Annotated in this window: 22 protein-coding genes and 1 pseudogene; 17 read left to right on the top strand and 6 right to left on the bottom strand. The window is 65.0% G+C overall.

The window, feature by feature from the left end:
* The first annotated feature begins 11 nt into the window (after window positions 1–11).
* On the top strand, window positions 12–416 hold the full coding sequence (locus tag DPM33_RS06895) for a Fur family transcriptional regulator (protein ID WP_041003614.1): 405 nt from the start codon (window positions 12–14) through the stop codon (window positions 414–416).
* Window positions 417–600: 184 nt separating this feature from the next.
* On the opposite strand, the gene polA is transcribed toward DPM33_RS06895, so the two are convergent.
* Window positions 601–3,555, bottom strand: a complete 2,955-nt coding sequence (gene polA / locus DPM33_RS06890; RefSeq protein WP_167448974.1) for a DNA polymerase I — start codon at window positions 3,553–3,555, stop codon at window positions 601–603.
* A 425-nt stretch (window positions 3,556–3,980) separates the two neighbouring features.
* On the opposite strand from polA, the gene DPM33_RS06885 reads away from it, so the two are divergent.
* The 8 genes from DPM33_RS06885 to DPM33_RS06850 all read left to right on the top strand — a co-directional run bounded on the left by DPM33_RS06885 (window position 3,981) and on the right by DPM33_RS06850 (window position 11,604).
* Window positions 3,981–5,366, top strand: coding sequence for a M20/M25/M40 family metallo-hydrolase (locus DPM33_RS06885; protein WP_112096627.1), 1,386 nt, complete (start codon window positions 3,981–3,983; stop codon window positions 5,364–5,366).
* Between the two features lie 126 nt (window positions 5,367–5,492).
* Window positions 5,493–6,113: a ribonuclease D gene (locus DPM33_RS06880; protein ID WP_112096626.1), complete on the top strand. Its 621-nt coding sequence runs from the start codon at window positions 5,493–5,495 to the stop codon at window positions 6,111–6,113.
* A gap of 68 nt (window positions 6,114–6,181) precedes the next feature.
* Entirely contained in the window at window positions 6,182–6,388 is a 207-nt protein-coding gene (locus DPM33_RS06875; protein WP_112096625.1) for a hypothetical protein, read from the top strand.
* Between the two features lie 108 nt (window positions 6,389–6,496).
* A complete protein-coding gene (locus DPM33_RS06870) occupies window positions 6,497–6,751 on the top strand; it encodes a GlsB/YeaQ/YmgE family stress response membrane protein (protein WP_112096624.1) in 255 nt (84 codons plus the stop codon).
* 25 nt (window positions 6,752–6,776) lie between these two features.
* Complete coding sequence (locus DPM33_RS06865) at window positions 6,777–6,923, top strand: hypothetical protein (RefSeq protein WP_112096623.1); 147 nt, start codon at window positions 6,777–6,779, stop codon at window positions 6,921–6,923.
* Window positions 6,924–6,973: 50 nt separating this feature from the next.
* Window positions 6,974–7,894, top strand: coding sequence for a hypothetical protein (locus tag DPM33_RS06860; protein ID WP_245442026.1), 921 nt, complete (start codon window positions 6,974–6,976; stop codon window positions 7,892–7,894).
* 225 nt (window positions 7,895–8,119) lie between these two features.
* The gene (locus tag DPM33_RS06855) at window positions 8,120–10,411 is read left to right on the top strand and encodes a transglycosylase domain-containing protein (RefSeq protein WP_112096622.1); all 2,292 of its coding nucleotides are present in this window, start codon (window positions 8,120–8,122) and stop codon (window positions 10,409–10,411) included.
* Window positions 10,412–10,854: 443 nt separating this feature from the next.
* On the top strand, window positions 10,855–11,604 hold the full coding sequence (locus DPM33_RS06850) for an SDR family NAD(P)-dependent oxidoreductase (RefSeq protein WP_112096621.1): 750 nt from the start codon (window positions 10,855–10,857) through the stop codon (window positions 11,602–11,604).
* Here DPM33_RS06850 and DPM33_RS06845 read toward each other — a convergent pair whose 3' ends face one another.
* Window positions 11,605–12,789 (bottom strand): MFS transporter, encoded by a 1,185-nt coding sequence (locus DPM33_RS06845; protein ID WP_112096620.1) that lies wholly within the window; start codon window positions 12,787–12,789, stop codon window positions 11,605–11,607.
* 75 nt (window positions 12,790–12,864) lie between these two features.
* The gene (locus DPM33_RS06840) at window positions 12,865–13,785 is read right to left on the bottom strand and encodes a zinc-binding dehydrogenase (protein WP_112096619.1); all 921 of its coding nucleotides are present in this window, start codon (window positions 13,783–13,785) and stop codon (window positions 12,865–12,867) included.
* 119 nt (window positions 13,786–13,904) lie between these two features.
* Between DPM33_RS06840 and DPM33_RS06835 the strand changes: the two genes are divergently transcribed.
* On the top strand, window positions 13,905–14,711 hold the full coding sequence (locus DPM33_RS06835; RefSeq protein WP_112096618.1) for an AraC family transcriptional regulator: 807 nt from the start codon (window positions 13,905–13,907) through the stop codon (window positions 14,709–14,711).
* A gap of 2 nt (window positions 14,712–14,713) precedes the next feature.
* On the opposite strand, the gene DPM33_RS06830 is transcribed toward DPM33_RS06835, so the two are convergent.
* Together DPM33_RS06830 and DPM33_RS06825 are read right to left on the bottom strand one after the other, a co-directional pair.
* Window positions 14,714–16,513, bottom strand: coding sequence for a cation:proton antiporter domain-containing protein (locus tag DPM33_RS06830; protein WP_112096617.1), 1,800 nt, complete (start codon window positions 16,511–16,513; stop codon window positions 14,714–14,716).
* 216 nt (window positions 16,514–16,729) lie between these two features.
* Window positions 16,730–17,169 (bottom strand): annotated as a pseudogene (locus DPM33_RS06825) (baeRF12 domain-containing protein).
* A gap of 405 nt (window positions 17,170–17,574) precedes the next feature.
* On the opposite strand from DPM33_RS06825, the gene cysG reads away from it, so the two are divergent.
* The 7 genes from cysG (at window position 17,575) to DPM33_RS06790 (ending at window position 25,008) form a co-directional block, all read left to right on the top strand.
* Entirely contained in the window at window positions 17,575–19,023 is a 1,449-nt protein-coding gene (gene cysG / locus DPM33_RS06820; RefSeq protein WP_112096616.1) for a siroheme synthase CysG, read from the top strand.
* Window positions 19,020–19,325 carry a DUF2849 domain-containing protein gene (locus DPM33_RS06815; RefSeq protein ID WP_112096615.1) on the top strand — a complete coding sequence of 102 codons (306 nt, stop codon included), beginning with the start codon at window positions 19,020–19,022 and terminating at the stop codon, window positions 19,323–19,325. The genes cysG and DPM33_RS06815 overlap by 4 nt, the downstream gene beginning before the upstream one ends.
* 45 nt (window positions 19,326–19,370) lie before the next feature.
* Window positions 19,371–21,041, top strand: a complete 1,671-nt coding sequence (locus tag DPM33_RS06810; protein ID WP_112096614.1) for a nitrite/sulfite reductase — start codon at window positions 19,371–19,373, stop codon at window positions 21,039–21,041.
* Entirely contained in the window at window positions 21,016–21,777 is a 762-nt protein-coding gene (locus DPM33_RS06805; protein WP_112096613.1) for a phosphoadenylyl-sulfate reductase, read from the top strand. The genes DPM33_RS06810 and DPM33_RS06805 overlap by 26 nt, the downstream gene beginning before the upstream one ends.
* Window positions 21,778–21,874: 97 nt before the next feature.
* Window positions 21,875–22,414: a DUF934 domain-containing protein gene (locus tag DPM33_RS06800; RefSeq protein WP_112096612.1), complete on the top strand. Its 540-nt coding sequence runs from the start codon at window positions 21,875–21,877 to the stop codon at window positions 22,412–22,414.
* Between the two features lie 173 nt (window positions 22,415–22,587).
* On the top strand, window positions 22,588–24,195 hold the full coding sequence (locus DPM33_RS06795; RefSeq protein ID WP_112096611.1) for a GMC family oxidoreductase: 1,608 nt from the start codon (window positions 22,588–22,590) through the stop codon (window positions 24,193–24,195).
* Window positions 24,196–24,387: 192 nt separating this feature from the next.
* A complete protein-coding gene (locus tag DPM33_RS06790; protein WP_112096610.1) occupies window positions 24,388–25,008 on the top strand; it encodes a DJ-1/PfpI family protein in 621 nt (206 codons plus the stop codon).
* A 43-nt stretch (window positions 25,009–25,051) separates the two neighbouring features.
* Here the strand turns inward: DPM33_RS06790 and DPM33_RS06785 are convergent, their stop codons facing one another.
* Complete coding sequence (locus DPM33_RS06785; RefSeq protein WP_112096609.1) at window positions 25,052–25,252, bottom strand: hypothetical protein; 201 nt, start codon at window positions 25,250–25,252, stop codon at window positions 25,052–25,054.
* Between the last annotated feature and the right edge of the window lie 123 nt (window positions 25,253–25,375).

The raw sequence follows: 25,375 nt of genomic DNA, 5'->3' as shown, positions 1-25,375 counted from the left end.
GGGCGAGCAAGATGACGGCAAGAGATGCGCTGACCAAGAACCAGCTCTGCGTGCTCGAGAAGCTCGAGGCGTCCAGCGGGCCGCTCAGCGCCTATACGCTGCTCGACCAGCTGCGCGAGCGCGGCTTCCGCGCGCCGCTGCAGGTCTACCGGGCGCTCGATACGCTGGTGAAGTCCGGCTTCGTGCACCGGCTGGAAAGCCTCAACTCCTTCGTCGCCTGCGCCGAGCCGCACGACCACAGTCACTCGATGACCGCCTTCGCCATCTGCGACAATTGCGGCCAGGTCACCGAGATGTCCGACCACGATGTCGACCACCGGCTGGATGAGTGGGTGCGCTCGACGGGATTTGCGGCCAAGAAGGCCGTGATCGAATTTCGCGGCGTGTGCGCCAAGTGCAGGGCGGAAGCGGCGTAAGTACGCCGATATTCAGGTGAGGCCGGCCTGCAAATGGCGGCTTCCTGCGCTTCCGGTGCTCACGGACGAAAAGTGCGCTCCGCTCCGGTTCTCGGAATCCGCCCAGTTTGGTCGCTTCGCGCCCGTCTTCGACTCCGATTCGGCCTGACCTGAATCTCGACGCACTTCCCGGCGTGGGTGCCGGCTAATGCGCTTCGTCCCAGTTGTTGGCCGCCCGCGCGTCGACATGCAGCGGCACCGACATCGAGACGGCCGGCATCGGCGCGTTTTCCATCACTTTGCGCACGACGGGGAGCGTCGCTTCGACCTCCTCGTCGACCGTCTCGAAGATCAGTTCGTCATGCACCTGCAACAGCATGCGGGCCGAGAGCTTGGCCTTGTCCAGCGCCTCTTCCATATGCACCATGGCGCGGCGGATGATGTCGGCGGCGGTCCCCTGCAGCCTGGCGTTGATCGAGGCGCGCTCGTTGAAGGCGCGGATCGACGGGTTGGAGGACCTTATCTCCGGATAGTGGATCCGGCGGCCGAAGATCGTCTCGACGAAGCCGTGCTCGCGCGCATAGGCCTTGGTTTCCTCGATATAATCGCGGATGCCCGGGAAGCGCTCGAAATAGCGCTTGATGTAGGCGCCGGCTTCGTCGCGCGGGATCGAAAGCTGGTTGGCGAGGCCGAAGGCCGAGATGCCGTAGATGATGCCGAAATTGATCGCCTTGGCGCGCCGGCGCACTTCCGAAGGCATGCCCTCCACCGGCACGTTGAACATTTCCGAAGCGGTGATCGCATGGATGTCGGCGCCGTCGGCGAAGGCCTGCTTGAGCTGCGGGATCTCGGCGACATGGGCAAGCACGCGCAATTCGATCTGGCTGTAGTCGGCCGAGACCAGCTTGTGGCCTTTCTCGGCGATGAAGGCGGTCCTGATCTTGCGCCCCTCGGCGGTGCGCACCGGGATGTTCTGCAGATTGGGATCGGAGGACGACAGCCGCCCGGTCGTCGTCGCGGCCAGCGCGTAGGAGGTGTGGACGCGGTTGGTGCCAGGATTGATGAAGCCGGGCAGCGCGTCCGTATAGGTCGATTTCAGCTTGGTCAGCTGGCGCCAGTCGACGATCTTGCGTGGCAGCTCGTGGCCTTCGGCGGCGAGGTCTTCCAGAAGCTGCGCCGAGGTCGACCATTGGCCGGTCTTGGTCTTGGAGCCGCCGGGCAGGCCCATCTTGCCAAACAATATGTCGCCGAGCTGTTTCGGTGAGCCGATGTTGATGCGCTCGCCAACGATCCCATAGATTTCTTCCTCGGCGCGGGCCGCGCCCTGCGCCAGCTCGCCCGAAAGCCGCGACAGAATCTGGCGATCGACCGAAATTCCGCGCTGCTCCATTCGCGCAAGCACCGGCACCAGCGGCCGTTCCAGCCGCTCGTAGACGGAAACCAGGCCCTTGGCGGCGAGCCTGGGCTTCAGCACCTGCCAGAGCTGCAGCGCAATGTCGGCCTGTTCGGCAGCGTATTTCGTTGCGCGCTCGATATCGACCTGATCGAAGCCGATGGCGTTCTTGCCTGAGCCTGCGAGTTCCTTTTTCACCGCCGGCGCGTGGCCGAGCCATTTTTCCGACAGCGAGGCGAGGTCGTGGCCGCCGGAGGTGCCGGCGTCGAGCACGTAGGAGATCAGCATCGTATCGTCGAACGGCCCTACCTCGATGCCGTGCCGGCTCATCACGACGATGTCGTATTTCATGTCCTGCACGATCTTGAGAACCGACCGGTCCTCGAGCAGCGGCTTCAAGAGCGCCAGCGCCTCGCGGACCGGGATCTGGTTCTCCAGCAGGCCGCCGCCGAGCAGGTCGCCATTGCCGCTCGTGTGGGCGAGCGGCACATAGGCTGCGCGGCCTGGCGCGATCGCGATCGAAACGCCAACGAGATCGGCCTGCATCGGGTCGGACGAGGTGGTCTCGGCATCGAGAGCGAGGGCGCCGGCTTCGCGGGCTTCGGCAATCCAGGCCTTGAGCGTCGCCGCATCGCGAATGGCGGTATAGGCCGACGGGTCGATCTTGCGCGCCGTCCCCTGTTCCAGCCGCAGCGCCGAAAGCAGGGAAGGGGTATCGCCTTGCGGCGGCGCGTCCTCGCCCCTCACGGCAGGCTTCGCGGCGCCGTTCGATTCAGGTATCGGCTGCCGCGGCGGCGCGCCGGCGCCGACATCGGGGCCATGCGCGGTATCGGCGCGCTCGACGGTGACGGCGGATGCCTGGACGTCGCCGATCTCGGTCGCGGTCGCCTCGGCGACACGCCGCGTCAGCGTGGTGAATTCCATCGTCTTCAGGAAGCCGATCAGCTTCGGTCCGTCCGGCTCATGCAGGACGAGGTCATCCAGGCCTTCCTTCATCGGCACGTCGTTCTTCAACGTCACCAGCTCGCGCGAGATGCGCGCCTTGTCGGCATTGGCGATGATGGTCTCGCGACGTTTTTCCTGCTTGATCTCGGAGGCACGCGCGAGCAGCCCGTCAAGATCGCCGAACTGTTCCAGAAGCTGCGCGGCGGTCTTCGGGCCGATGCCGGGCACGCCGGGCACATTGTCGACCGAGTCGCCGGTCAGCGCCTGCAGATCGATCATCTTTTCGGGCGGCACACCCCATTTCTCGATTACTTCCGGAATGCCGATCTGGCGGTCCTTCATCGGATCGTACATGCCGACCGTCGGTCCGACCAGCTGCATCAGATCCTTGTCGGAGGAGATGATGGTGGCGTCGGCGCCGGCTTCGCGCGCGAGCCGGGAATAGGTCGCGATGATGTCGTCGGCCTCGAAGCCTTCCATCTCGATGCAGGGCAGGTTGAAGGCGACGGTCGCCTGGCGGATCAGGCCGAATTGCGGGATCAGGTCCTCCGGGGGCGCCGAGCGGTTGGCCTTGTATTCGGGGTAGAGATCGCTCCGGAAGGTTTTCGAGGAATAATCGAAGATGACGGCGAAATGCGTCGGCACCACACCGACATTGGTGTTGCGGGCGTCCTGCATCAGCTTCCACACCATGTTGCAGAAGCCGAGCACGGCGTTGGTCGGCAGGCCGTCGGATTTGCGGTTGAGCGGCGGCAGAGCGTGATAGGCGCGGAAAATGTAGCCGGAGCCGTCTACGAGGAAGAGGTGATCGCCTTTTTTCATGCCGGCAGGGATAGCGCGGCCAGCCTTCGCGGTCCATGCCAAAGGCGGAGGAACCCGCCGGTTCGGGCAACACCCCTGACAGATCCTGTCCGAGCCGGAAATTTGCCGCTCACGGGCATGTTACAAAAGTGTAATTTTCATGCCCTTGAATCGCCATGTTCAAAGACCCAAATAGACGTCATCGGCAGTTTTCGCCGAAGTCCGGAGTAAGGCCCGTCCCCCGCCTATACCGGGCAACTGCGGCAGCCTATCCCCCCTCTCCGGGCTGCCGCAACGTTTCGAGTAAAGACCGCCGTGGTTCCCCCTCCACCACGGCGGTCTTCTTTTATTTTGCGGTAGCGTTTGCCGGCTTGGTCCAACAATCGCGGCTTTTCGTTTCCGGTCCGGGCCTTTAGGGTCGGCCCGGAAAATCGAAAGGCCCGCCAATGTCCAGAATCTCGCCCGTCCTCGACCGTCTCGACCAGAATCTCGACCAGAGCCTGGAGCGGCTGTTCGGCCTGCTCGGCATCAGGTCGATCTCCACCGATCCGGCCTTTGCCGCCGACTGCCGCAAGGGCGCCGAATGGCTGGTCGCAGAGCTCAAGCTGATCGGCTTCGACGCGAGTGTGCGCGACACGCCCGGACATCCGATGGTAGTGGCGCATCACGAGGGGCCGGTCGGCTCCCCGCATGTGCTGTTCTATGGCCACTACGACGTCCAGCCGGTCGATCCGATCGAATTGTGGGACACCGATCCGTTCGCGCCATCGATCAAGGAGATCGAGCCTGGCCGCACGGTGATCACCGGCCGCGGCTCGGCCGACGACAAGGGGCAGCTGATGACCTTCGTCGAGGCCTGCCGCGCCTGGAAGCAGGTGCACGGCAACCTGCCGTGCCGCGTCACCATCCTGTTCGAAGGCGAGGAGGAGTCCGGCTCGCCGTCGCTGAAGCCGTTCCTCGCGGCCAACGCCGCCGAACTGAAGGCGGATTTCGCGCTGGTCTGCGACACCAGCATGTGGAACCGCGAGACGCCGTCGATCTGCGTGTCGCTGCGCGGCATGGTCGGCGAGGAGGTCACCGTCAAGGCGGCCAACCGCGACCTGCATTCGGGCCTCTATGGCGGCCCGGCCGCCAACCCGATCCGCATCCTGGCCAAGGCTCTGGCCGACATCCACGACAAGGACGGCCATGTCACCATTCCGGGCTTTTATGACGGCGTCGAGGAGACACCTTCGCAGGTGCTGAAGTCCTGGGAGGGGCTCGACGAGACCGCCGAGACCTTACTCGGACCGGTCGGCCTTTCCATTCCGGCCGGCGAGAAGGGCCGATCGGTGCTCGAGCTGACCTGGGCGCGGCCGACGGCCGAGTTCAACGGCATCATCGGCGGCTATACCGGCAAGGGCTTCAAGACGGTGATCGCGGCGGAGGCGTCGGCGAAAGTGTCGTTCCGCCTGGTCCACAAGCAGGACCCGAAGACGATCCGCGCCGCCTTCCAGGCTTTCGTGCGCGAGCGCATCCCCGGCGACTGCTCGGTGGAGTTCCATCCGCATGGCGGCTCGCCGGCGATCCAGCTTTCCTACGACTCGCCATTCCTGGCCAAGGCCAAGGACGCGCTATCCGATGAATGGGAGAAGCAGGCCGTCACCACCGGCGGCGGCGGCTCGATCCCGGTGGTCGGCGATTTCCAGACCTATCTCGGCATGGAATCGCTGCTGGTCGGCTTTGGCCTCGACGACGACCGCATCCATTCGCCGAACGAGAAATACGAGCTGAGCTCCTTCCACAAGGGCCAGCGCTCCTGGGCGCGGATCCTCGATGCGCTGACCCGCTGAGGCCGAGATCGCGAACGGCGCGAATTCAACTTACTGTTGATTTTTCGCGGATTCGCGGCGAGGACGAACCAACTGGTGCAAATACCTCGCGGCGCGGCAAACGTCGCGTCTCGACCGGAGAAGAGAATGACAGATATCCGTTTCCACAAGAACGATCTGCCCGACCTGTCCCATTACAATGTCGGGGCGGTGGCCATCGACACGGAGACGCTGGGCTTGAACCCGCATCGCGACCGGCTGTGCGTGGTGCAGATCTCGCCCGGAGACGGCAGCGCCGACGTCATCCAGATCGCGCCTGGCCAGAAGAAAGCGCCGAACCTCGTCAGTCTGCTCCGCAACCGAGCGATCACCAAGCTGTTCCATTATGGCCGCTTCGACATCGCCGTGCTCTACAACGCCTTCGGCGTGATGGCGGAACCGGTGTTCTGCACCAAGATCGCGTCGCGGCTGGTCCGCACCTACACCGACCGGCACGGTCTGAAGGACCTGTGCAACGAGCTGCTCGGCATCGGCCTGTCCAAGGCGCAGCAATCCTCGGACTGGGCGGCGGAAACGCTCTCGCCCGAACAGCTCGAATATGCCGCCTCCGATGTGCTTTACCTGCACCGCTTGCGCGAGGTGCTGGCCGGTCGGCTGGCGCGCGAGAACCGCACCAAGGAGGCGGAAGCCTGCTTCCGTTTCCTGCCGACGCGCGCCAAGCTCGACCTGATGGGCTGGGCGGAGGAAGACATCTTCGCGCATAGCTGACGGAACCCGGCGCGTCGGAGGACGTCGTTGCCGGTTCTTGGAGGGGACCGGTCCATGGAGGCAGTGAGATGACAGAGCGCAAACCGATAGCGAGCGCGCCGAGGGACGGCTCGAAAGTCACGATCACGTGGAAGGACGGCGACGGCGTCGTCAATGAATCCATCGGCCAGTACCGCGACGGCGGCTGGTGGGTCTACACCGACAGCGACACGCAAAAGAAGGTCGATCCGACGAGCTGGCGGCCTGCATCGGGCGACGAAGACGACGGCCAATGACGCCGTCGCTGGCGGAGCCGGCGGCTTTGGCATAGCGTGAAACCGTTGATATCGAAGGCCGATTCGGAGCCTTGCTCCGTGGTCACCATTTGCTTGGAGGGAATCAGCATGGGTATCGAAAGTCTTCTCGTCTTCATCATCATCGGCGCCATCGCCGGCTGGCTTGCCGGGCTGATCGTGTCGGGCTTCGGCTTCGGCCTGATCGGCAACATCGTCGTCGGCATCATCGGCGCGTTCATCGCCGGCTGGCTTTTCCCAAGGCTCGGCTTCGCCATCGGCGGCGGCATCCTGGCATCGATCATCCATGCGACGATCGGCGCGATCATCCTGTTGCTCGTCGTCAAGGTCCTGAAACGAGCGTGAGGCTCGACCTCACGAAAGGGCCGCAATGAGGCAGAACACGCTCTATCTCATCATCGGGGCGCTGATCGCGGTGGTCATCGCGCTCGGCATCTATGTCTATCGCGAGCAGACCAGGCCGAAAGGCGTCGAGCTCAAGATCGATGACAAGGGTATTTCGATCCAGCAGAATTAAACGGTCCGGCGGCGGATGCGAGCGCCCGGTGAGAAGCAGGCGAGGCCCGCGTGATCATTCCCGATGATATCGCGCCCGAGAGCCATGACGATCCCGACATCAGCGTCGAAGCGTGGCGCAGGCTCAACGCGCCGCCGAAGGCCAGGAACTGGTTGCGCGATCGCATGCGGACGTTTCGCTTCCTGCGTTCGCCGGCACGCGAGACGCTGCTGCCCGGCGGCGGCAGGGCGTTTTCGGATGCGGTCATCGCCTCGGTGGCCTTCAACCGCCCAGATATGATCGAATGGCAGATCCATCTGATCCGGCGTCATCTTGCCGAGAAGGACGGCTATGTCGTCTTCGACAACAGCAGCCGCGACGAAGCCCGGGTGGCGATCCGCGACCTCTGCCGGCGGCTTCAGGTCCCCTATGTCGGCCTGCCGAGGAACAGGATGCTGGTCAGCGCCTCGCATGGCCTGGCGCTGAACTGGATCGCCAGGAATTTCGTCGTGGTCTTCAGACCGTCGCTCTTCGGCTTCCTCGACCACGACATCTTCCCGACCGGTCCCTTTTCCGTGCGCGAAAGAATGCAGGGCAAGCTGCTTTACGGAAGGAAGCGGACCGACACGCCGACGCCTGGCGGCTGGTTCCTGTGGCCCGGCTTCAGTTTCTTCGACGGCAGCGTATCGCCGCGACGGCTGGATTTTTCGCCGAGTTACCGATTCCACATGGATTCCGGCGGCGGCAACTGGCCAAGGCTTTACCGCGCGTGCGATCCGGACAAGGTCCGCTTTGCCGACAAGCGATGGCTTCGTTTCGGCGACGGCCGCGATGAATTCAGGGATTATTTCCTGTCCGTCGACGGCTGGCTGCACGCCGGCAACGCCTCGCATTGGAAAGCGCCGCAGGTCGACAGGCGCGAGCAGTTCATCGCGCTGTTGCGCCAGGCCGGCGGACCGGACCAGCCGGATGTGCGTTTTGAACCGCTTTGAGCCTGACCGGTTGCGCGGCACAGCCGGCAAATTGCCGAGACGCGCTGCTTTCGGTCTCCTGGCCCTTCCTTACGCTCCCTGAGGTGTCGAAAGCGGCAGCGGATCGAGAAAATCCTCAGGACTTTCAAAAGGCTGCATAAACCCTGCTTTAACGCGCCTTTAAACCGCCGCATCTACTCTGCAACCCAAACGCCATCGGCATCGGGGACAGACAGACTAGAGCGCATGGCGAACCGCAGAGACAGTCGCATCGAACCGAGCTTCGAGGACACGCCGCGGGCGAAATCCTCCGAGGGCTTTTCGGTGAGCGAGGAGGATCGCGTCGTGCCGCGCACCCGCAAATCCGCTGCAAAGGGCAAGTCCGCCAGGGCGAAATCACGTGGGCGTGGCCGCGACCGCAACCGACGCGGGCTGCTGGGCATCGCCACGCGGCTCGTCTATTGGTGCTTCGTGCTCTGCATCTGGGGCGGCATCGCGGTGGCCGGCATCGTCGTCTATTACGGCGCCAAAATGCCGGCGGCGACGACGTGGTCGATCCCGGACCGCGCGCCCAACATCAAGATCGTCTCGGTCGATGGCAACCTGATCGCCAATCGCGGCGCGTCGGGCGGCGAGGCAGTCGGCCTGAACGAAATGTCGCCCTACATCCCGGAAGCCGTCGTCGCCATCGAAGACCGGCGCTTTTATTCGCATTTCGGCATCGACCCGATCGGCCTGTCGCGCGCCATGGTCACCAATTTGCTTGGCCGTCACTTCTCGCAGGGCGGCTCGACGCTGACGCAGCAGCTGGCGAAGAACCTGTTCCTGACGCCGGACCGCACGCTGGAGCGCAAGGTGCAGGAAGTGCTGCTCGCGCTCTGGCTCGAGCACAAGCACACCAAGGACCAGATCCTCGAAATGTACCTCAACCGGGTCTATTTCGGCTCGGGCGCCTATGGCGTGGAGGCGGCCTCGCGGCGCTATTTCGGCAAGAGCGCGCGCGACGTGTCGCTTTCGGAGGCGGCACTGCTGGCGGGCCTGCTCAAGGCGCCGTCGAAGCTTTCGCCGGCGCGCGACCCGAAGGCGGCCGAGGAACGGGCGCAGCTGGTGCTTGCCGCCATGCGCCAGGAAGGCAAGATCGGCGAGAAGGAATACAAGACCGCGCTGAGCGCGCCGGCGACGCGCGCGCCGTCCTACTGGACCGGCTCGGAAAACTACGTCGCCGATACCGTCATGGACGAGCTTCCCGACCTCATCGGCGACGTGCGCGGCGACATCGTCATCAACACTACCGTCGACCTCAACCTGCAGAAGCTCGCCGAACAGTCGATCCGCCGGCTGATCGACGAGAGCGGCAAGAAGCTCAACGTCACGCAAGGCGCGCTGGTCTCGATCGACGATTCCGGCGCGGTGCGCGCCATGGTCGGCGGCTACGACTATTCGACCAGCCAGTTCGACCGCGCCTCGGAAGCGCGGCGGCAGCCGGGCTCGGCCTTCAAGCCCTTCGTCTACATGGCGGCGCTCGAGGCCGGCCGCACGCCGGACAGCATCCGCAACGACGCGCCGATCAAGATCGGCAAATGGACGCCGGACAATTACGGCGGCAAATACTACGGCAAGGTCACGCTGGCGACGGCGCTGGCCAAGTCGCTCAACTCGGTGGCGGCGCAGCTCACCATGGAGGTCGGGCCCGACGCCGTGGTGGAAGCCGCGCATCGCATGGGGATCCAGTCGGACCTGCAGGCCAACACCTCGATCGCGCTCGGCACCTCGGAAGTGACGCCGCTGGAATTGACCTCGGCCTATGTGCCCTTCGCCAATGGCGGCTACAAGCCGGACATCCATTTCATCCAGCGCATCACGGCCGCCAACGGCAAGGTGCTCTACGAGGGCAGCACCGGCAGCGCGCCGCGCGTCATCAAGGCCGATATCGTCGGCATGATGAACTCGATGATGACCGGCACGGTCGAGGTCGGCACCGCCAAGAAAGCGGCCTTCAACTGGCCCTCGGCCGGCAAGACCGGCACCAGCCAGAACTCGCGCGACGCCTGGTTCGTCGGCTACACCGCCAACCTCACCACGGGCGTCTGGTTCGGCAATGACGATGGCAGCGCGATGAAGAAGGTGACCGGCGGCGCCTTGCCGGCGCAGGCCTGGCACGAATTCATGGTGGCGGCGCATGAGGGCGTGCCGGTCAGGCCGCTGCCCGGCACCTGGAAGTCGACGCCGTCCGACACGATCGTTCCGGACGAGATCCCGTCGGCTGATGCCTCGCAGCCGCCGCCTGCGCCGCCCGCAGCCGTCGGCCAGTCTCAGCCCGCTGCTCAATCGCAGCCTGTTGCCCAGGCTCCGGCGCCGGCTCGCTCGGCCCCAGCACGGCAGGCGCAACCGGCCGAGACCGTGGACGCCGGCGGCTTCGACATGCCCAGCGACGGCGGATCGACCGCCTCGATCAAGCATCCGGTGCCGCCCGGCAATGTCGGCGGTCCGACCAAGAAGCGGCAGACCTCGATCCTCGATATCCTCGGCGGGGGTTAGACAATGGCAGGCGAACCGGCCGGGCCGACTGATGGGAAAGCATACAAGCGTCTAAGCACGTGGCAGTGGCTCTTGCTGGCGGGGATGACGGTCAGTGTCGTGGCAATTCGGCATCTGCCATATCTCTATTACCCGGACCCTCGATAGCTCGATCAGGAAAGAATCGGCGCGATATACGCCTCCGTCATTCTGGGGCTTTTGTTGCCCTATGGGATCGCCTGGGGTGTTGGGCGCTTAGCCGGGCGCTCGCGTGGCACGTTCTTGGGGGTTCTCTGGACATTGGCAGGTCTGATGTTTCTTCTCAGTCTCAGTCTGCATGCGGAGTGCCCGACCTGTTATTGAACAGCGGTTGCCCGGTAGCTATGCGGCCGATCTTGCGATCTCCTAGCGACCCCTCGCCATTGTAACCATATTCGGCTAGATCACGCGCCGGAGACCGCGACATGGCCGAGACCGACAGCAGAAAAACCATCGTGCTCACCGGCGCCAGCCGGGGCATCGGCCATGCGACGGTGAAGCGCTTTTCGCGCGAGGGCTGGCGCGTCATCACTTGCTCGCGCCAGGCCTTTGCCGAGGATTGCCCGTGGCCGGCCGGCCCCGAGGACCACATCAAGGTCGATCTTGCCGACCAGGAAGACGTCGGCATCGCCGTCTCGGAAATCCGTCACCGGCTGGAAGCGCATGGCGGCCAGCTCAACGCGCTGGTCAACAATGCCGGCATCTCGCCGAAGCTGAAGACCGGCAGCCGCATGGATTCGATCGAGACACCGATGCATGTCTGGCGCGACGTCTTCCAGGTCAATTTCTTCGCGCCGATCATGCTGGCGCGCGGCCTGTTCAAGGAACTCGCGGCGGCAAAAGGCTCGATCGTCAACGTCACCTCGATCGCCGGCACCAGGGTGCATCCTTTCGCCGGCACGGCCTATGCGACATCCAAGGCGGCGCTCGGTTCGCTGACGCGCGAGATGGCGCATGATTTCGGCCCGCACGGCATCCGCGTCAACGCCATCGCGCCGGGCGAGATCGACACCGCGATCCTGTCGCCCGGCACCGACAAGATCGTCGAGACGATCCCGCTGCGGCGGCTCGGCGCCACCTCGGAAGTGGCCGACATCATCTACTTCCTGTGCTCCGGGCAATCGTCCTACGTGACCGGCTCGGAGATCCACATCAACGGCGGCCAGCACGTTTAGTCAGATCGTTCTCGCGCGGCCGGCAAAACTGCCCAGCACGGCCATCAGCAAGGTGGCGATAGCGCAGGCTCCAAGCGCAAGGCCCCAGTTTCCAGTTGCGTCGTGCGCAAGCCCGGCCAGCGGCGGACCCGCGGCGGCCAGCGAATAGCCCAGGCATTGTGCCATCCCCGAGAGTGCGGCGGCTTCTCGGGCATGAGAGGCCCTCAGGCTGACGAAGGAAAGGCCGAGCAGGAAGGCCGCGCCAGCGCCGAAGCCGAACAGGGCGATCCATAGCACGGCGAGGGCCGGCAACTGCCACAGGCCGAAGAGCGACAGGCAGGTGGTCAGCGCCACGCCGACGGCAAGCGCCCGCTGGTCCTTGGTGCGGCGCACGGCAGCGCCAAGCAGCACGCCGGGGATCGCGGTTGCCAGCTGCAACAGGCCATGCAGCGAGCCGGCGGTCGCCGCCGGATAGCCGGCCTCGGCGAGGATGGCGGGCAGCCATCCGACGATCACATAGAAGACCACCGAGGTCAGGCCGAGAAAGCCGGTCACCTGCCAGGCGAGGGCCGAGCGCCAAATGCGGCCGCGGTCTTGCGCGGACGCGGCCTGTGTTGCCCCGGTGGAAGGCATTCCCAGCTGAGGCGCCCACGCGATCAGCGCCGCGACCGGCAAGACCAGAGTGGCGGCCAGCGACAGGTGCCAGCTCGATCCCGGCAATTGCGCAAGCGGGATCGCCGCCGTCGATGCGACGGCCTGGACGAGCCCGGACATGATGGCATAGGCGCCGGTCAGGCTGGCGACCCGGTCGGGAAAATCGCGCTTGAGCAGGCCGGGCAGCAGGACATTTGCCACGGCAATACCGGCGCCGATCGCGCCGGTGCCGGCGAACAGCGCTGAGGTCGGACAGGTCGAGCGGATCGCAATTCCGGTCGCAATGACAAGCAGCGCGCCGAACAGGCACCGCTCCATGCCGTATCGCCGGGCCAGGCCGGCCGCGATGGGCGAGATCGCCGCGAACGCCAGCAGGGGAAGAGTTGTCAGCACGCCCGCCTCGGCGGCGCTGATGCCGGTGGTTCCGCGGATCATGCCGAGCATCGGCGCGACAGCCGTAAACGGGGCGCGCAGCGTCGAGGCGATCAGCAGGATGCCGAGGATGAGGAGCCCCTGGCCGCTCGACGTGCGAATAACTTCTCTTACCGTCATGTCATGCTCCTGAGTGTTGTCGACGCTTCGCGATGCCGCCGCGGTTCACGGCGGCGGCGATCGCGGAAAGGCGCCTTATTCCTTCATGGTGAGAACGGCCTTGCCGCTGAAGCTGCGCTGCCTGAGCGCATCCAGGGCCTGGCCGATGTCTGTCCACGGCATGGTCAAGGCGACGCGGGTTTCCAGCCGGCCGGCCGCGGCCAGCCCAAGCAGCCAAGCGATATCAGCGCCGATGGCCGGGCCGGAGGTGTAGTAGGCGAAGGTCTGCAGCCTCGCGCCTTCGTGACCCGGAACGAACTGGCGAAAGGAGACCGGCGTCAGCTCGCCACTGCTCGATCCGAACATGATGATGGTGCCGCCCGGCGCGACGCGCTCAATGGCGTGCGAGAGGCTTGTCCCGCCGACCGACTCCGTGATCAGCGAAAACGGCCCCTTGGCTTGCTCGATCGCTCCGACAACCTGCCCGGCGCCAAGCTGGCGGAGATCCTCGGCATGCCTGGCAGCGGCGACCGCGGTCACCGATGCGCCTTGCTCGCGGGCGATCTGGATCTGGAAACGGCCGACCGCGCCGCTGGCGCCAGTGATCAGCACCCGTTGGCCGGCGAGGTCGCCGCCATGGCGCAATGTCCTCAGCGCCGTCGTGCCGGCAACCGGGAGCGTTGCCGCCGAGGCGAAGCCGACCTCGTCCGGCACGACGGCCAACCGGTCCGTCGGCACGGCGACGCGTTCGGCCCAGCCGGCCTCGTCGACCAGAGCCACGACGCGGGCGCCCGCGGCCGGCCCGGAGCCATCGACCGCCGCCCTTTCGATAATGCCGACGATATCCTGGCCGGGGATCCAGCCATCGGGCCGAATGGCGAGCAGGCGCAGCTCGCCACGATTCAACGATGTTGCATGAACTGCCACCAATGCTTCATTTGCATTGCAGTTTGGCTCGTCGATCTCGGTGAGCTTCAGCCGGTTCGGGCTGTCGGACGAAATGGCAAGCGCAAGCATGAAGCCACCTTTGACGTTCCACGCCGCGACCGATCGCGACGATAGGGGCTGGAACCTATCGACTTCCCTGCTTGAAGAATTTAGATATAATGCCAAATGATCGCTAAAAGCAGTCAAGTATGAGACAACCGCTCCGCTGGCCCTGGTTGAACTTCGACGTCGACGACGTGAGCGCGCCGGCGATCGCCGTCGGCGTCGACGTCACCGAGACCAAGGCCGAGGTGCCGATGCATTGGCATCGCAAGGGGCAGCTCGTCTTCGCGCTCGGCGGCGGCGTCACCTGCCGAGTGCCGAGCGGGCTATGGATGGTGCCGCCGCATTGCGGCGTGTGGGTGCCGAGCCGCATGGAGCACAGCAACATCGCGACGGCAAACGCGCGGATTTTCTTCGTCTATGTCGAGCCGGGCGCGGCGCAGATGCCGGACCGCTGCTGCACGCTGTCGATCTCGCCGCTGCTGCGCGAGCTGATCATCGAACTGGCGGACTGCGCGCCGGACGATGCGCGAGGCGAGTTCCTCGGCAAGGTCCTGCTCGCCGAGCTGCCGCTCATGCCGGTGCAGCAATTGCATTTGCCGATTTCGGCCGAGCCGCGGTTGAGACTGATCGCCGAGGCCTTGGCCGAGGATCCCGCCGACCGCAGCACGCTGGCGGAGTGGGCGAACCGCGTGGCGCTCAGCGAGAGCAGCCTGGCGCGGCTGGTGATGAAGGAGACCGGTTTGAGCTTCGGGCGCTGGCGCCAGCAACTGCATTTGATCGTCGCGCTGCGCGAATTGGCGGCGGGCGCCAGCGTGCAGCAGGTCTCGGGCGATCTCGGCTACGAATCCGTCACCGCCTTCATCACCATGTTCAAGAAGGCGCTGGGCAAGCCGCCGGGGAAATATCTCAGCGATATCGCGCAGCAGGGCGGTTCCGCCTTCGCGGCGTGATATCAAGCAGGCTGCGGCTTGATCTCGATGGCGGGCTCGACCGGAGCCTTGCCGGTCACCACCTCGACGATGCCGCGGGCGATCTCGCGCTCGCCCATGATGACGGTGTCGGCGCCGAGACCTTTCAGATGCTCGACCTCGGCATCGGAATGCGCGCGGGCGATGACATTGATCGCCGGATTGGCCGCGCGGGCCCTGAGCACAACCTGCCCCGCCTCAAAAGCGTTGGGGATGGCGAGGATCAAGCGCCTGGCGCCTTCCGGATTGGCGGCCGCGAAGACTTCGGCATTGGCGGCGTTGCCGGCTACGGTTTCGACGCCGTCGCTCTTCAACTTCGCCAGCGTCTTGTCGGCGTCCTCGATGACCAGGAAGGGCAGGGTGGCGTCTTTCAGCGCCGCACCGACAAGACTGCCGACGCGGCCGTAACCGATCAGGATGGAATGGCCGCTCAGGGCGGTTTTCGGCGGCGGGCCGTCGTCTTTCTCCGCCGGGGCCGCCACCACCGAAGCGACCTGACCGGGTTCGGTGGCCGGACCGAGCGGCTTCTGCTCCGCGGCCGGCGTGGCATCCTTGCCGGCGCGTTTTTCGAGCCACGGCTTCATCCAGTCGATGACCAGGAACATCAGCGGGTTGAGCAGGATCGACAGGATCGCGCCGGCCAGGATCAGGTCGCGGCCCTGCTCGGGCAACAGTTTTAAACCGACGCCGAGCTCGGCCAGGATGAAGGAGAATTCGCCGATCTGGGCGAGACTGGCCGAAATCATCAGCGCCGTCGCGATCGGATAGCGGAAGACGATGACGATGACGAAGGCGGCGATCGACTTGCCGATGACGATGATGGCGAGCGTGGCCAGGATCGGCAGGCCGTTGCTGAACAGGCTGAACGGGTCGAACAGCATGCCGACCGAGACGAAGAACAGCACCGAGAAGGCATCGCGCAGCGGCAGCGATTCCTCGGCCGCGCGATGGCTGAGCTCGGACTCGCTCATGATCATGCCGGCGAAGAAGGCGCCGAGCGCCAGCGAGACGCCGAACAGCTTTGCCGCGCCGAAGGCGACGCCGAGCGCGATGGCCAGCACCGACAGCCGGAACAGCTCTCGCGAGCCGGTATGGGCGACATAGTGCAGGATCCAGGGGATCACCCTGCGGCCGACCACCAGCATGACGACGACGAAAGCGGCGACCTTGGCAAGCGTGATGCCAACCACACCCCATATGCCGTAGCTGGCCGGCAGCGAAAGCAGGCTGGCATGGTCGTCGACCTGCGGCTGGCCTCCCAGCACGCCGGCCAGCGCCGGCAAAAGCACCAGCGCCAGCACCATGGCCAGATCCTCGACGATCAGCCAGCCGACGGCGATGCGGCCGCGCTCGGTCTCGATGAGCCGCCGTTCCTGCAAGGCGCGCAGCAGCACGACGGTCGAGGCGACGGACAGGGCCAGGCCGAAGACCAGGCCGGCGCCGAGCGACCAGCCGAGCATCCAGGACAGGCCAACGCCGAGCAGCGTGGCGAAGCCGATCTGCACGATGGCGCCTGGCACGGCGATGGCCCGCACCGACAGAAGGTCCTTCAGCGAAAAATGCAGGCCGACGCCGAACATCAAGAGGATGACGCCGATTTCGGCCAGCTCGTTGGCAAGACCGGCATCGGCGACGAAGCCGGGCGTGTTGGGGCCGACAAGCACGCCGGCGACCAGATAGCCGACGAGCGGCGGGATGCGGAAACGGTTGGCTAAAGCCCCGAAGACGAATGCAAGCCCCAGGCCGGCGACGATGGTGGCGATAAGGGGCGTGTCATGCGGCATTGTCTATGGAGCGCCTTTCGAAAACTGCGATGTCGGATGGGCGCCCGCCGAGGCTGCCGCCCTCGGCAATATGGTGGGGAGAGCGGCGATGATGCAACCGCCGCCGCGCAGAAATCGACGCCGAGGCAGGGCGCGCCGCGCAAAATCCGCGCCGTGCCGCCAAAGAGGCGGCTTGGAGACGCGATCCGGCCTCGAAGCCGCTTTCTTTCCGCCGGCTTATGCCGCCTGCAGCAGATTCTCGATGTCGGAAATGGTGTGGTTGGTCAGCGTTTTCGGTATTTCAGCCTGCACTTTCTCGCCGACTTCCTTATGCAGTCTCTGGCGCATCTCGCCAAGCGCGCGCGGTGGCGCGATCAGCACGACCGCGTCGAACTCGCCGGCATGCGCCAGCTTGTAGAGCCGGTCGGCGATGTCGACCGCAAAGCGCTCCTTGCCGAGACCGTGCCAGTCGGTTTCTTCGATGGCGCTGCGCGGGCCCTCATTCCCATAGCGGCCCGGCTTGTCCGTGCCCTGGTCGCGCGTGGCGGGATTGTCCTGCTCCATCTCTGCACCACTTCCAGGTTCGGGAACTTGTTGTCGCCCTGGTTGCGCAGGAAGAGCGCCTTCTCGCCATCGGCCACGACGACCCACAATCCGTGTTTCAGAATGATGCCCATGGGGTTCCTCCTTGCTTGCAGGGTTGCCGATCCGTCGAGCCTGGGATCGACAGGATGGATTGCTAGGCAAACGAACCGCGAAGCATGATTGTTCCGATCTGGCGGGGCGCCTCGATCGCTCCCGGCCGAGCCGACCCGGCAAGATCGGCTTTAATCTACTAACTTAGTAGAATTTAGAAAAACTGTTTTGCGGCTTTGTGGTCTTGGCGCTAAAAATTGCGGCCGATCAAGGTGGTTTCCCCTGCCGCTCTGACCGTCTCTCTCGCAAAGTAGAATTTTTTTCTCTTGCCCTTCGCGGTTGCGAAAAAGCGATTGCCTGCCGTTCGGCGGCGCGCGAGTGCTTACCTTCTGGTTTTTGGCGTGGCCGCGTAAAACTGCCAAACTGTTCCAGTATCGCTCATCGCCATGCCGCAAGCCAATGCCAAGCTCAATGCCTTTCCCGTGTTCATGCGGGTCGACGGCGAAGCCGTAGCCATCGTCGGCAATGGCGAGGAGGCGCTTGCCAAGGCAAGGCTGCTTTCGCAATCGAGCGCGGTGCTGCGCATCGTCGCCGACAATGCCAGCAACGGCCTTTTGGATTTCATCGCATCGGCCGGCGCCGTTCACGTCAATGCAGCCTATGAGGCCGCGCATCTCCAAGACGCCGCACTGGTGTTCGCGGCTAGCGGTGACGAGTCGCTCGACCGCCGCGTCGCCGAGGATGCGCGGCGCTTGGGCATTCCGGTCAACGCCGTCGACCGTCCGGAGCTTTGCGATTTCTTCACGCCGGCGCTGGTGAACCGTGCGCCGGTCGCCATCGCCATCGGAACTGAAGGCGCTGGACCGGTTCTGGCACAGATGCTGCGCGGACGCATCGACCGCATGCTGTCGCCGTCGCTCGGCCGGCTTGCGGCGCTGGCCGCGTCGTTCCGCGCCGCCGCAGAGGGCTTGCCAAAGGGCAATCGCCGCCGGCGCTTCTGGAGCGATTTCTTCGCCGGAGCGCCGGCCAAGGCAGTCGAAGCCGGCGAGCTCGACGAGGCACATGGCGCTGCGCTCGACCTTTTGAGCGCGAATGCGCCGGCCGCGGGGCACATCGCGCTGGTCGGCGCCGGCCCCGGCGCCGAGGATCTGCTGACGCTGCGGGCGCACCGCCTGCTAATGGAAGCCGACGCAATCCTCTATGACGCGCTGGTGCCTGAAGGCATCGTGGCCATGGGCCGCCGCGACGCCGAGCGCCTGCCGGTCGGCAAGCGCAAGGGCTGCCATTCCAAGAGCCAGGAAGAGATCAACGCGCTGCTCATCGAACTCGGCCGCGCCGGCAAGCGCGTGGTACGGCTGAAGTCAGGCGACCCGCTGGTGTTCGGCCGCGCCGGTGAGGAAATGGCGGCGTTGCGTGAGGCCGGCATCGCCTATGAGGTGGTTCCGGGCGTCACCGCCGCCTTTGCCGCCGCCGCCGATTTCGAGCTGCCGCTGACGCTGCGCGGTGTGTCGTCCTCGATGGTGTTCACCACCGGCCACGACCTCAAGGGCAACTCGCTGCCCGATTGGGCCAAGCTCGCCATCTCGGGCGCCACCGTTGCCGTCTATATGGGCCGTTCGGTCGCCGCCGAAGTCGCCGGCCGGCTGATCGAAGCGGGACTGTCGCCGGACACGGCCGTCGCCGTCGTCGAGAATGCCAGCCTCGGCAGCCGCCGCCGTTTCCACGGCACGCTGGCCGATCTGCCGTCGCTGGAAGAGCGCGCCGACCTTACCGGTCCGGTGATGACGATCATCGGTGATGCGGTCGCCGGCGCCAATTTTGAACAATCCGAGCCGCTCGCGGCACATAGGCATGAGGGCGCGGCTTCAGCCGTTGCCGAAGGAGTTCAACCATGAAGGTTCTGACCGCGAACAGGCTCTCCGACGGCATCGCCGTCTGGTACGCCGAAGGCGGCTGGGCGGAGACGGTCGGTCATGCCGATCTCGCGCATGATAAGGCGGCGGAGGACCGGCTGGAAGCGATCGGCGCCGCGGCTGGCGCCAACAATGAGGTGGTCGACGTCAACCTGATCGACGTCACCGTGGTCAATGGTTTGGTCGAACCGGTGCGGCTGCGCGAGAAGATCCGCGCCGCCGGTCCCACCATTCGCACCGATCTCGGCAAGCAGGCCAGCCCGGCAGTGGCCGGGGTGGCTTAAGGGTTCAAGGAAAGCAGCGGGCGGACGCGCCCTGAAAGACGAAGCATGTACCGTTACGACGAGTTCGACCAGGATTTCGTTCACGCCCGTGTCGCCGAGTTCAGCGACCAGGTGCAGCGCCGGCTTGCCGGCGAGATCACAGAGGACCAGTTCCGGCCGCTCCGGCTGATGAACGGCGTCTACCTGCAGCTGCACGCCTATATGCTGCGCATCGCGGTGCCCTACGGCACGCTGAACAGCAAGCAGATGCGCATGCTCGGCCATATCGCGCGCAAATACGACAAGGGCTACGGCCATTTCACCACGCGCCAGAACATCCAGTTCAACTGGCCGGCGCTGTCGGACATCCCGACGATCCTGGCCGATCTCGCCAGCGTCGAGATGCATGCCATCCAGACCAGCGGCAACTGCATCCGCAACGTCACCGCCGATCATTTCGCCGGTGCCGCCGCCGACGAGGTCGCCGACCCGCGCCCCTATGCCGAAATCCTGCGGCAATGGTCGTCGGTGCATCCGGAATTCTCGTTCCTGCCGCGCAAGTTCAAGATCGCGGTGACCGGCGCCGAGCGCGACCGCGCCGCCATCCAGACGCATGACATCGGCCTGCACCTGAAGAAGAACGCGGCCGGCGAGCTCGGCTTCGCCGTCTATGTCGGCGGCGGCCAGGGCCGCACGCCGATGGTGGCGAAGAAGATCCGCGACTTCCTGCCGGAGGCCGATCTTCTCTCCTACTGCACGGCGATCCTGCGCGTTTACAATCTCTATGGCCGCCGCGACAACAAGTACAAGGCGCGCATCAAGATCCTCGTCCACGAGACCGGCGAAGAAGAAATCACGCGCCAGATCGAGGCCGAATGGCAGGAGCTGAAGGACGCCGAGCTGAAGCTGCCGGAAGCCGACATTCACGCCATCAACGCTTACTTCGCGCCGCCGGCACTGACGGATCGGCCTGAAGGCGACGCTGAGGTGAAGCAGGCGCGGCTCGATTCCAAAGGCTTCTCGCAGTGGCTCGACCAGAATGTCGTGACGCATCGCCATCCCGACTATGCGGCGGTGACGATCTCGTTGAAGGGCATCGGCGAGGTGCCCGGCGACGCCACCGACAGCCAGATGGAGGCCGTCGCCGACATCGCCGAGAAATACGCGCTCGACGAATTGCGCGTCAGCCACGAGCAGAACCTGATCCTGCCGCATGTGGCGCGCGCCGATTTGAAGGCGGTCTATGACGCGCTGGTCGAGATCGGGCTTGCGACGGCCAACTCGAACCTGATCAGCGACATCATCTCGTGCCCCGGCCTCGATTATTGCGCGCTGGCGACCGCGCGCTCGATCCCGATCGCGCAGGAAATCTCGCAGCGCTTCGCCTCGCTGGAGCGTCAGCGCGAGATCGGCGAGCTGAAGCTCAAGATCTCCGGCTGCATCAATGCCTGCGGCCACCACCATGTCGGCCATATCGGCATTCTCGGTGTCGAGAAGAAGGGCTCCGAGCTCTACCAGGTGACGCTTGGCGGTTCGGCCGACGAGAACACCTCGGTCGGCGAGATCATCGGCCGCGGCTTCTCCTCGGAAGAGATCACCGATGCCATCGAGCAGATCGTCGATACCTATCTCGGCCTTCGGCTCAACCCCGAAGAACGTTTTATCGACGCCTACCGCAGAGTCGGTCCCGCGCCGTTCAAGGAGGCGCTCTATGCTGGCGAAACCAAGGCCGCTTGACCTGACCGGAGCCGTCGAGGCCGGGATCGCCGCGGAAGCGGCGGGCCTCGATGCGCTGCATGGTCATCTGAAGCCGATCGAGATCATCGAGCGGTCGGCGCGCGAATTCCGTGGCGCGATTGCCGCCGTGTCGTCCTTCGGCGCCGACTCCGCAGTGCTCTTGCACATGATTTCGGAGATCGACCGCACCCTGCCGGTGATCTTTCTCGACACCGGCAAGCATTTCGAGGAGACGCTGGGTTATCGCGACGCGCTGGTCGCCGATTTCGGCCTGACCGACGTCCGCGTGATCAAGCCGGACGAGGCCGCGCTCGAACGCGTCGATCCGACCGGCAATCTGAACGAGACCGACACCGATTCCTGCTGCAATGTGCGCAAGGTCGAGCCGCTGGCGCGCGGCGTCGAGCCGTTCCGCGCCTGGTTCACCGGGCGCAAGCGCTTCCAGGCCTCGACCCGGGCGGCGCTACCGGCCTTCGAGGCGGTCGGCTCGCGCATCCGCATCAACCCGCTGGCGCACTGGACGACGTCGGACCAGGCCGACTACATGCGCGCGCACGCGCTGCGCGAAAATCCGCTGGTCGCCTATGGCTATCTGTCGATCGGCTGCTTTCCCTGCACGCAGCCGGTGCAGCCGGGTGAGGACGCGCGCAGCGGCCGCTGGGCCGGTCACGCCAAGGTCGAGTGTGGCATCCATTTGTCGGGGTTAGAGAAGTCGCTGACCGACGCCTCGCTTTAGGGTATATCGCTATTCACGTGATGCCGGGCCGCAAGCGGCTTCTGGTCGCTGGCGGCTTGCTTGCTCGCTGAGAAAATTGGGACTTTAGGAATTTTTGATGACTGGATCGACGACAGCGGGGACCCGCCTCTGGACCCCGGATGGCTTTCGCGAGGATGAGTGGACGCATGCCGAAAGCGCCGAGGCGCTGGCCGGCAATGGCCGCTTCATCCTGCCGCTGCAGGTCTTTCTCGGGCTCGACGACCAGGCCCGCAAGTCGGCGCGCGAGCGCATCGGCGTGCTGCTGCAGCCCGGCGACGAGCTCGACAAGATCGTCGGCCTGCTGGACCAGTTGTCGCTGGTGGCGCTGGCCTTCCCGGCCTTCAATGACGGCCGCTCCTTCTCCAAGGGTGAACTTCTGCGCGCCCGGCATAATTTCAAGGGCGCGGTGCGCGCCACGGGGCAGGTGCTGGTCGACCAACTGCCGCATATGCTGCGGCTCGGCTTCGACGAGTTCGAGGTCTCCAATCCGGTGCTTTTGAAGCGGCTGGAGGAGGGACGAACCGGCGGCCTGCCGGTCTATTACCAGCCGGCCGTGGAAGCGGAGCCCAAGGGTCCGAAATATTCCTGGCGGCGCAAGCGCGCTGGAACAGAGTGACGTTCGGTCGAACCGTCATCGTGGTCCAGTCCTTTGTTGGAGCATGATCTTCTCCGAAAACCGGTTCCCAGTTTTCGGGATCATGCTCTGACTGACGCAGCGGCATCTTTACAAGCCACATCGGTAGGCATTCTCTCGGCAGAACGGACGGAAACATCCGCCGGGAGGAGAGAATGCGTTACGACTATGTCATCGCCGGCGGCGGCTCCGCCGGCTCTACCCTTGCTGCCAGGCTATCCGAAGACCCGTCGAAGACGGTTTGCCTGCTCGAGGCGGGCGGGGCCGGCAAGGATCTCTTGATCCGTGCGCCGGCCGGCATCATCGCGCTGCTGCCCGGCCGGCCGAAGATCAACAATTGGGCCTTCCAGACGGTGCCGCAGCAAGGTCTCGACGGCCGCAGGGGCTATCAGCCGCGCGGCAAGGCGCTGGGCGGCTCCAGTGCCATCAACGCCATGCTCTATACGCGGGGCAACCGCCGCGACTATGACGAATGGGCCGATCTCGGCTGCGACGGCTGGTCGTGGGACGAGGTGCTGCCCTATTTCCGCCGCGCCGAGGGCAACCAGCGCGGCGCCGATGTGCTCCATGGCGGCGATGGGCCGCTGAGGGTCTGCGAGCAGCAGGAGCCGCGTGCGATCTCCAGGGCCTTCGTCGAGGCTTGCGGCGAAAACCAGATCAGGCTGAACGACGATTTCAACGGGCCGGAGCAGGAAGGGGCGGGGCTTTATCAGGTCACGCAGTTCTGGGGCGAGCGCCGCAACGGTGAGCGCTGTTCGGCGGCTGCCGCCTATCTGCATCCGGCGATGAACCGGCCGAACCTCACCGTGATCACCGGCGCGCATGCGACGGGCGTCGTGCTCAACGGCAAGCGCGCCACGGGCGTGCGCTATCGCACCAGCAAGAGCGAAGCCGTGGCGGAGGCCAGGCGGGAAGTGGTCCTTTGCGGCGGAGCGTTCGGCTCGCCGCAACTGCTCCTGCTCTCCGGCATCGGTCCGGCGGTCGAGCTTGCGGCGCATGGCATTCCGCTCGTCCACGAATTGCCCGGCGTCGGCAGGAACCTCCAGGACCATTTAGACTTCATCCTCGCCTGGAAGTCGCGGCAGACGGATCTGATGGGCATCGGCCTCACCGGCATGCCGGGCCTGATCAGGCACATGCTGCGTTGGCGCAAGGACGGCGGCGGCATGATCGCCACGCCTTATGCCGAGGGCGGCGCTTTCCTCAAATCCGACCCGTCGATCGAGCGTCCCGACCTGCAACTGCATTTCTGCATAGCCATCGTCGACGACCATGGCCGCAAGCTGCATATGGGCTATGGCTTTTCCTGCCATGTCTGCGTGCTGAGGCCGCATTCGCGCGGCGACGTGGGGTTGAACAGCGCCGATCCGCTGGCGCCGCCGCGCATCGATCCGCGTTTCCTCGAGGACGAGCGTGACGGCGACCTTCTGCTCAAAGGCGTGCGGATGATGCGCGCCATATTGGAGGCGCCGGCGCTGGCGAAATATCGCGCCAGGGAAATCTACACCGCCGGCGCGTCCAGCGATGCGGAGCTGATGGCGCATATCAGGGCGCGCGCCGACACGATCTATCACCCCGCCGGCACCTGCAAGATGGGCGTCGACGACATGGCCGTGGTCGACCCGAAGCTCAAGGTTCGTGGGCTGGAAGGGTTGCGTGTGGTCGATGCTTCGGTGATGCCGACCCTGATCGGCGGCAATACCAATGCGCCGACGATCATGATCGCCGAGAAGGCCGCGGACATGATCCGGGCAGCTGCCTAATGTTGATCTTGGTCCGACCAGCTTCTTCGGTTCTGTCGTGGCAGTGCGGCCCTTGCCTGCAAGTCGACCGGATCGAATCCATCTGGTCAGACCAATTTGGCGATTTGTGCTTTCCCTTCCGTCGTCTTGCCCTTAGGATAGGGTTATTATTTCGTACCTCGAAATAAATAGCCGGCAAAGGGAGGAAACGGCATGGCAGGCAAGAAGATATTGATGCTCGTTGGCGAGTTCAGCGAGGAGTACGAGATTTTCGTCTTTGAACAGGCCATGCACGCGGTGGGTCACACCGTCCACGTCGTCTGCCCGGACAAGAAGGCGGGCGACGTGCTCAAGACCTCGTTGCACGACTTCGAAGGCCACCAAACCTATACCGAAAAGCTTGGCCACGATTACATCCTCAACAAGACCTTCGCCGAGGTGAACCCGGCCGAATATGACGCGGTGTATGCGGCGGGCGGGCGCGGACCGGAATATATCCGCATCGACAAGCGCGTACAGGCGCTGGTCAGGCATTTCCACGAGGTCGGCAAGCCGATCTTCACCATCTGCCACGGCGTGCAGATCCTGATCGCGGTCGATGGCGTGGTGCGCGGCAGGCAAGTCGCGGCGCTGCATTATTGCGAGCCGGAAGTGACGCTTGCCGGCGGCATCTATATCGACGTCGCCCCGACCGGCGCGCATGTCGACGGCAATCTGGTTTCGGCCAAGGGCTGGCCGGGCCTTGCCGCCTTCATGCGGGAATGCTTGAAGGTGCTCGGCACCGAAATCCGCCACGGCGAAGCGCTGATGCGCGATGACAGGAAAGCGGCTTAGACCGCTCATTTTTTCCTGAGATCGCCCTCTTTGCGGCGGGCGGCTATTGACGCCGTTCGCCGCCCGTTTTCTTGGCGTCGGCGCCATCGAGGCGGTCAAGCAGGTCGCTCAACCGCTGCGGCATCTCCTTTTCCAAGCGAAATCCCGGCAAGGTGCGCAGGAAGCGCTTGGTCGCCTCGCTGCCCGCCTGCCGCCTGATATCGTTGGCCAGTTCGGCGCGCCTGTTGCCGTTTTTGCCGTTCATCGTCCCAAATCCTGTGTCGGCTTCGAAACTCCTGCAGCCCGCCTATGGTTCCCGCAACGTCATTCGAGAGCAAGCAAAGCTCCGTGATAGGGTAAAATTTGAATTAATCTGGAACGATCGCGT

Origin of the sequence: Mesorhizobium hawassense (assembly GCF_003289945.1) — a bacterium.
GTDB lineage: Bacteria > Pseudomonadota > Alphaproteobacteria > Rhizobiales > Rhizobiaceae > Mesorhizobium > Mesorhizobium hawassense.
Note: the sequence above shows the minus strand (reverse complement) of the source record. Positions and strands in the feature narration are given on the sequence as shown.

Coding starts and splice junctions, on each gene's coding strand:
- DPM33_RS06895 (WP_041003614.1), top strand. CDS start 12: ATGACGGCAAGAGATGCGCTGACCAAGAACCAGCTCTGCGTGCTCGAG.
- polA (WP_167448974.1), bottom strand. CDS start 3,555: ATGAAAAAAGGCGATCACCTCTTCCTCGTAGACGGCTCCGGCTACATT.
- DPM33_RS06885 (WP_112096627.1), top strand. CDS start 3,981: ATGTCCAGAATCTCGCCCGTCCTCGACCGTCTCGACCAGAATCTCGAC.
- DPM33_RS06880 (WP_112096626.1), top strand. CDS start 5,493: ATGACAGATATCCGTTTCCACAAGAACGATCTGCCCGACCTGTCCCAT.
- DPM33_RS06875 (WP_112096625.1), top strand. CDS start 6,182: ATGACAGAGCGCAAACCGATAGCGAGCGCGCCGAGGGACGGCTCGAAA.
- DPM33_RS06870 (WP_112096624.1), top strand. CDS start 6,497: ATGGGTATCGAAAGTCTTCTCGTCTTCATCATCATCGGCGCCATCGCC.
- DPM33_RS06865 (WP_112096623.1), top strand. CDS start 6,777: ATGAGGCAGAACACGCTCTATCTCATCATCGGGGCGCTGATCGCGGTG.
- DPM33_RS06855 (WP_112096622.1), top strand. CDS start 8,120: ATGGCGAACCGCAGAGACAGTCGCATCGAACCGAGCTTCGAGGACACG.
- DPM33_RS06850 (WP_112096621.1), top strand. CDS start 10,855: ATGGCCGAGACCGACAGCAGAAAAACCATCGTGCTCACCGGCGCCAGC.
- DPM33_RS06845 (WP_112096620.1), bottom strand. CDS start 12,789: ATGACGGTAAGAGAAGTTATTCGCACGTCGAGCGGCCAGGGGCTCCTC.
- DPM33_RS06840 (WP_112096619.1), bottom strand. CDS start 13,785: ATGCTTGCGCTTGCCATTTCGTCCGACAGCCCGAACCGGCTGAAGCTC.
- DPM33_RS06835 (WP_112096618.1), top strand. CDS start 13,905: ATGAGACAACCGCTCCGCTGGCCCTGGTTGAACTTCGACGTCGACGAC.
- DPM33_RS06830 (WP_112096617.1), bottom strand. CDS start 16,513: ATGCCGCATGACACGCCCCTTATCGCCACCATCGTCGCCGGCCTGGGG.
- cysG (WP_112096616.1), top strand. CDS start 17,575: ATGCCGCAAGCCAATGCCAAGCTCAATGCCTTTCCCGTGTTCATGCGG.
- DPM33_RS06815 (WP_112096615.1), top strand. CDS start 19,020: ATGAAGGTTCTGACCGCGAACAGGCTCTCCGACGGCATCGCCGTCTGG.
- DPM33_RS06810 (WP_112096614.1), top strand. CDS start 19,371: ATGTACCGTTACGACGAGTTCGACCAGGATTTCGTTCACGCCCGTGTC.
- DPM33_RS06805 (WP_112096613.1), top strand. CDS start 21,016: ATGCTGGCGAAACCAAGGCCGCTTGACCTGACCGGAGCCGTCGAGGCC.
- DPM33_RS06800 (WP_112096612.1), top strand. CDS start 21,875: ATGACTGGATCGACGACAGCGGGGACCCGCCTCTGGACCCCGGATGGC.
- DPM33_RS06795 (WP_112096611.1), top strand. CDS start 22,588: ATGCGTTACGACTATGTCATCGCCGGCGGCGGCTCCGCCGGCTCTACC.
- DPM33_RS06790 (WP_112096610.1), top strand. CDS start 24,388: ATGGCAGGCAAGAAGATATTGATGCTCGTTGGCGAGTTCAGCGAGGAG.
- DPM33_RS06785 (WP_112096609.1), bottom strand. CDS start 25,252: ATGAACGGCAAAAACGGCAACAGGCGCGCCGAACTGGCCAACGATATC.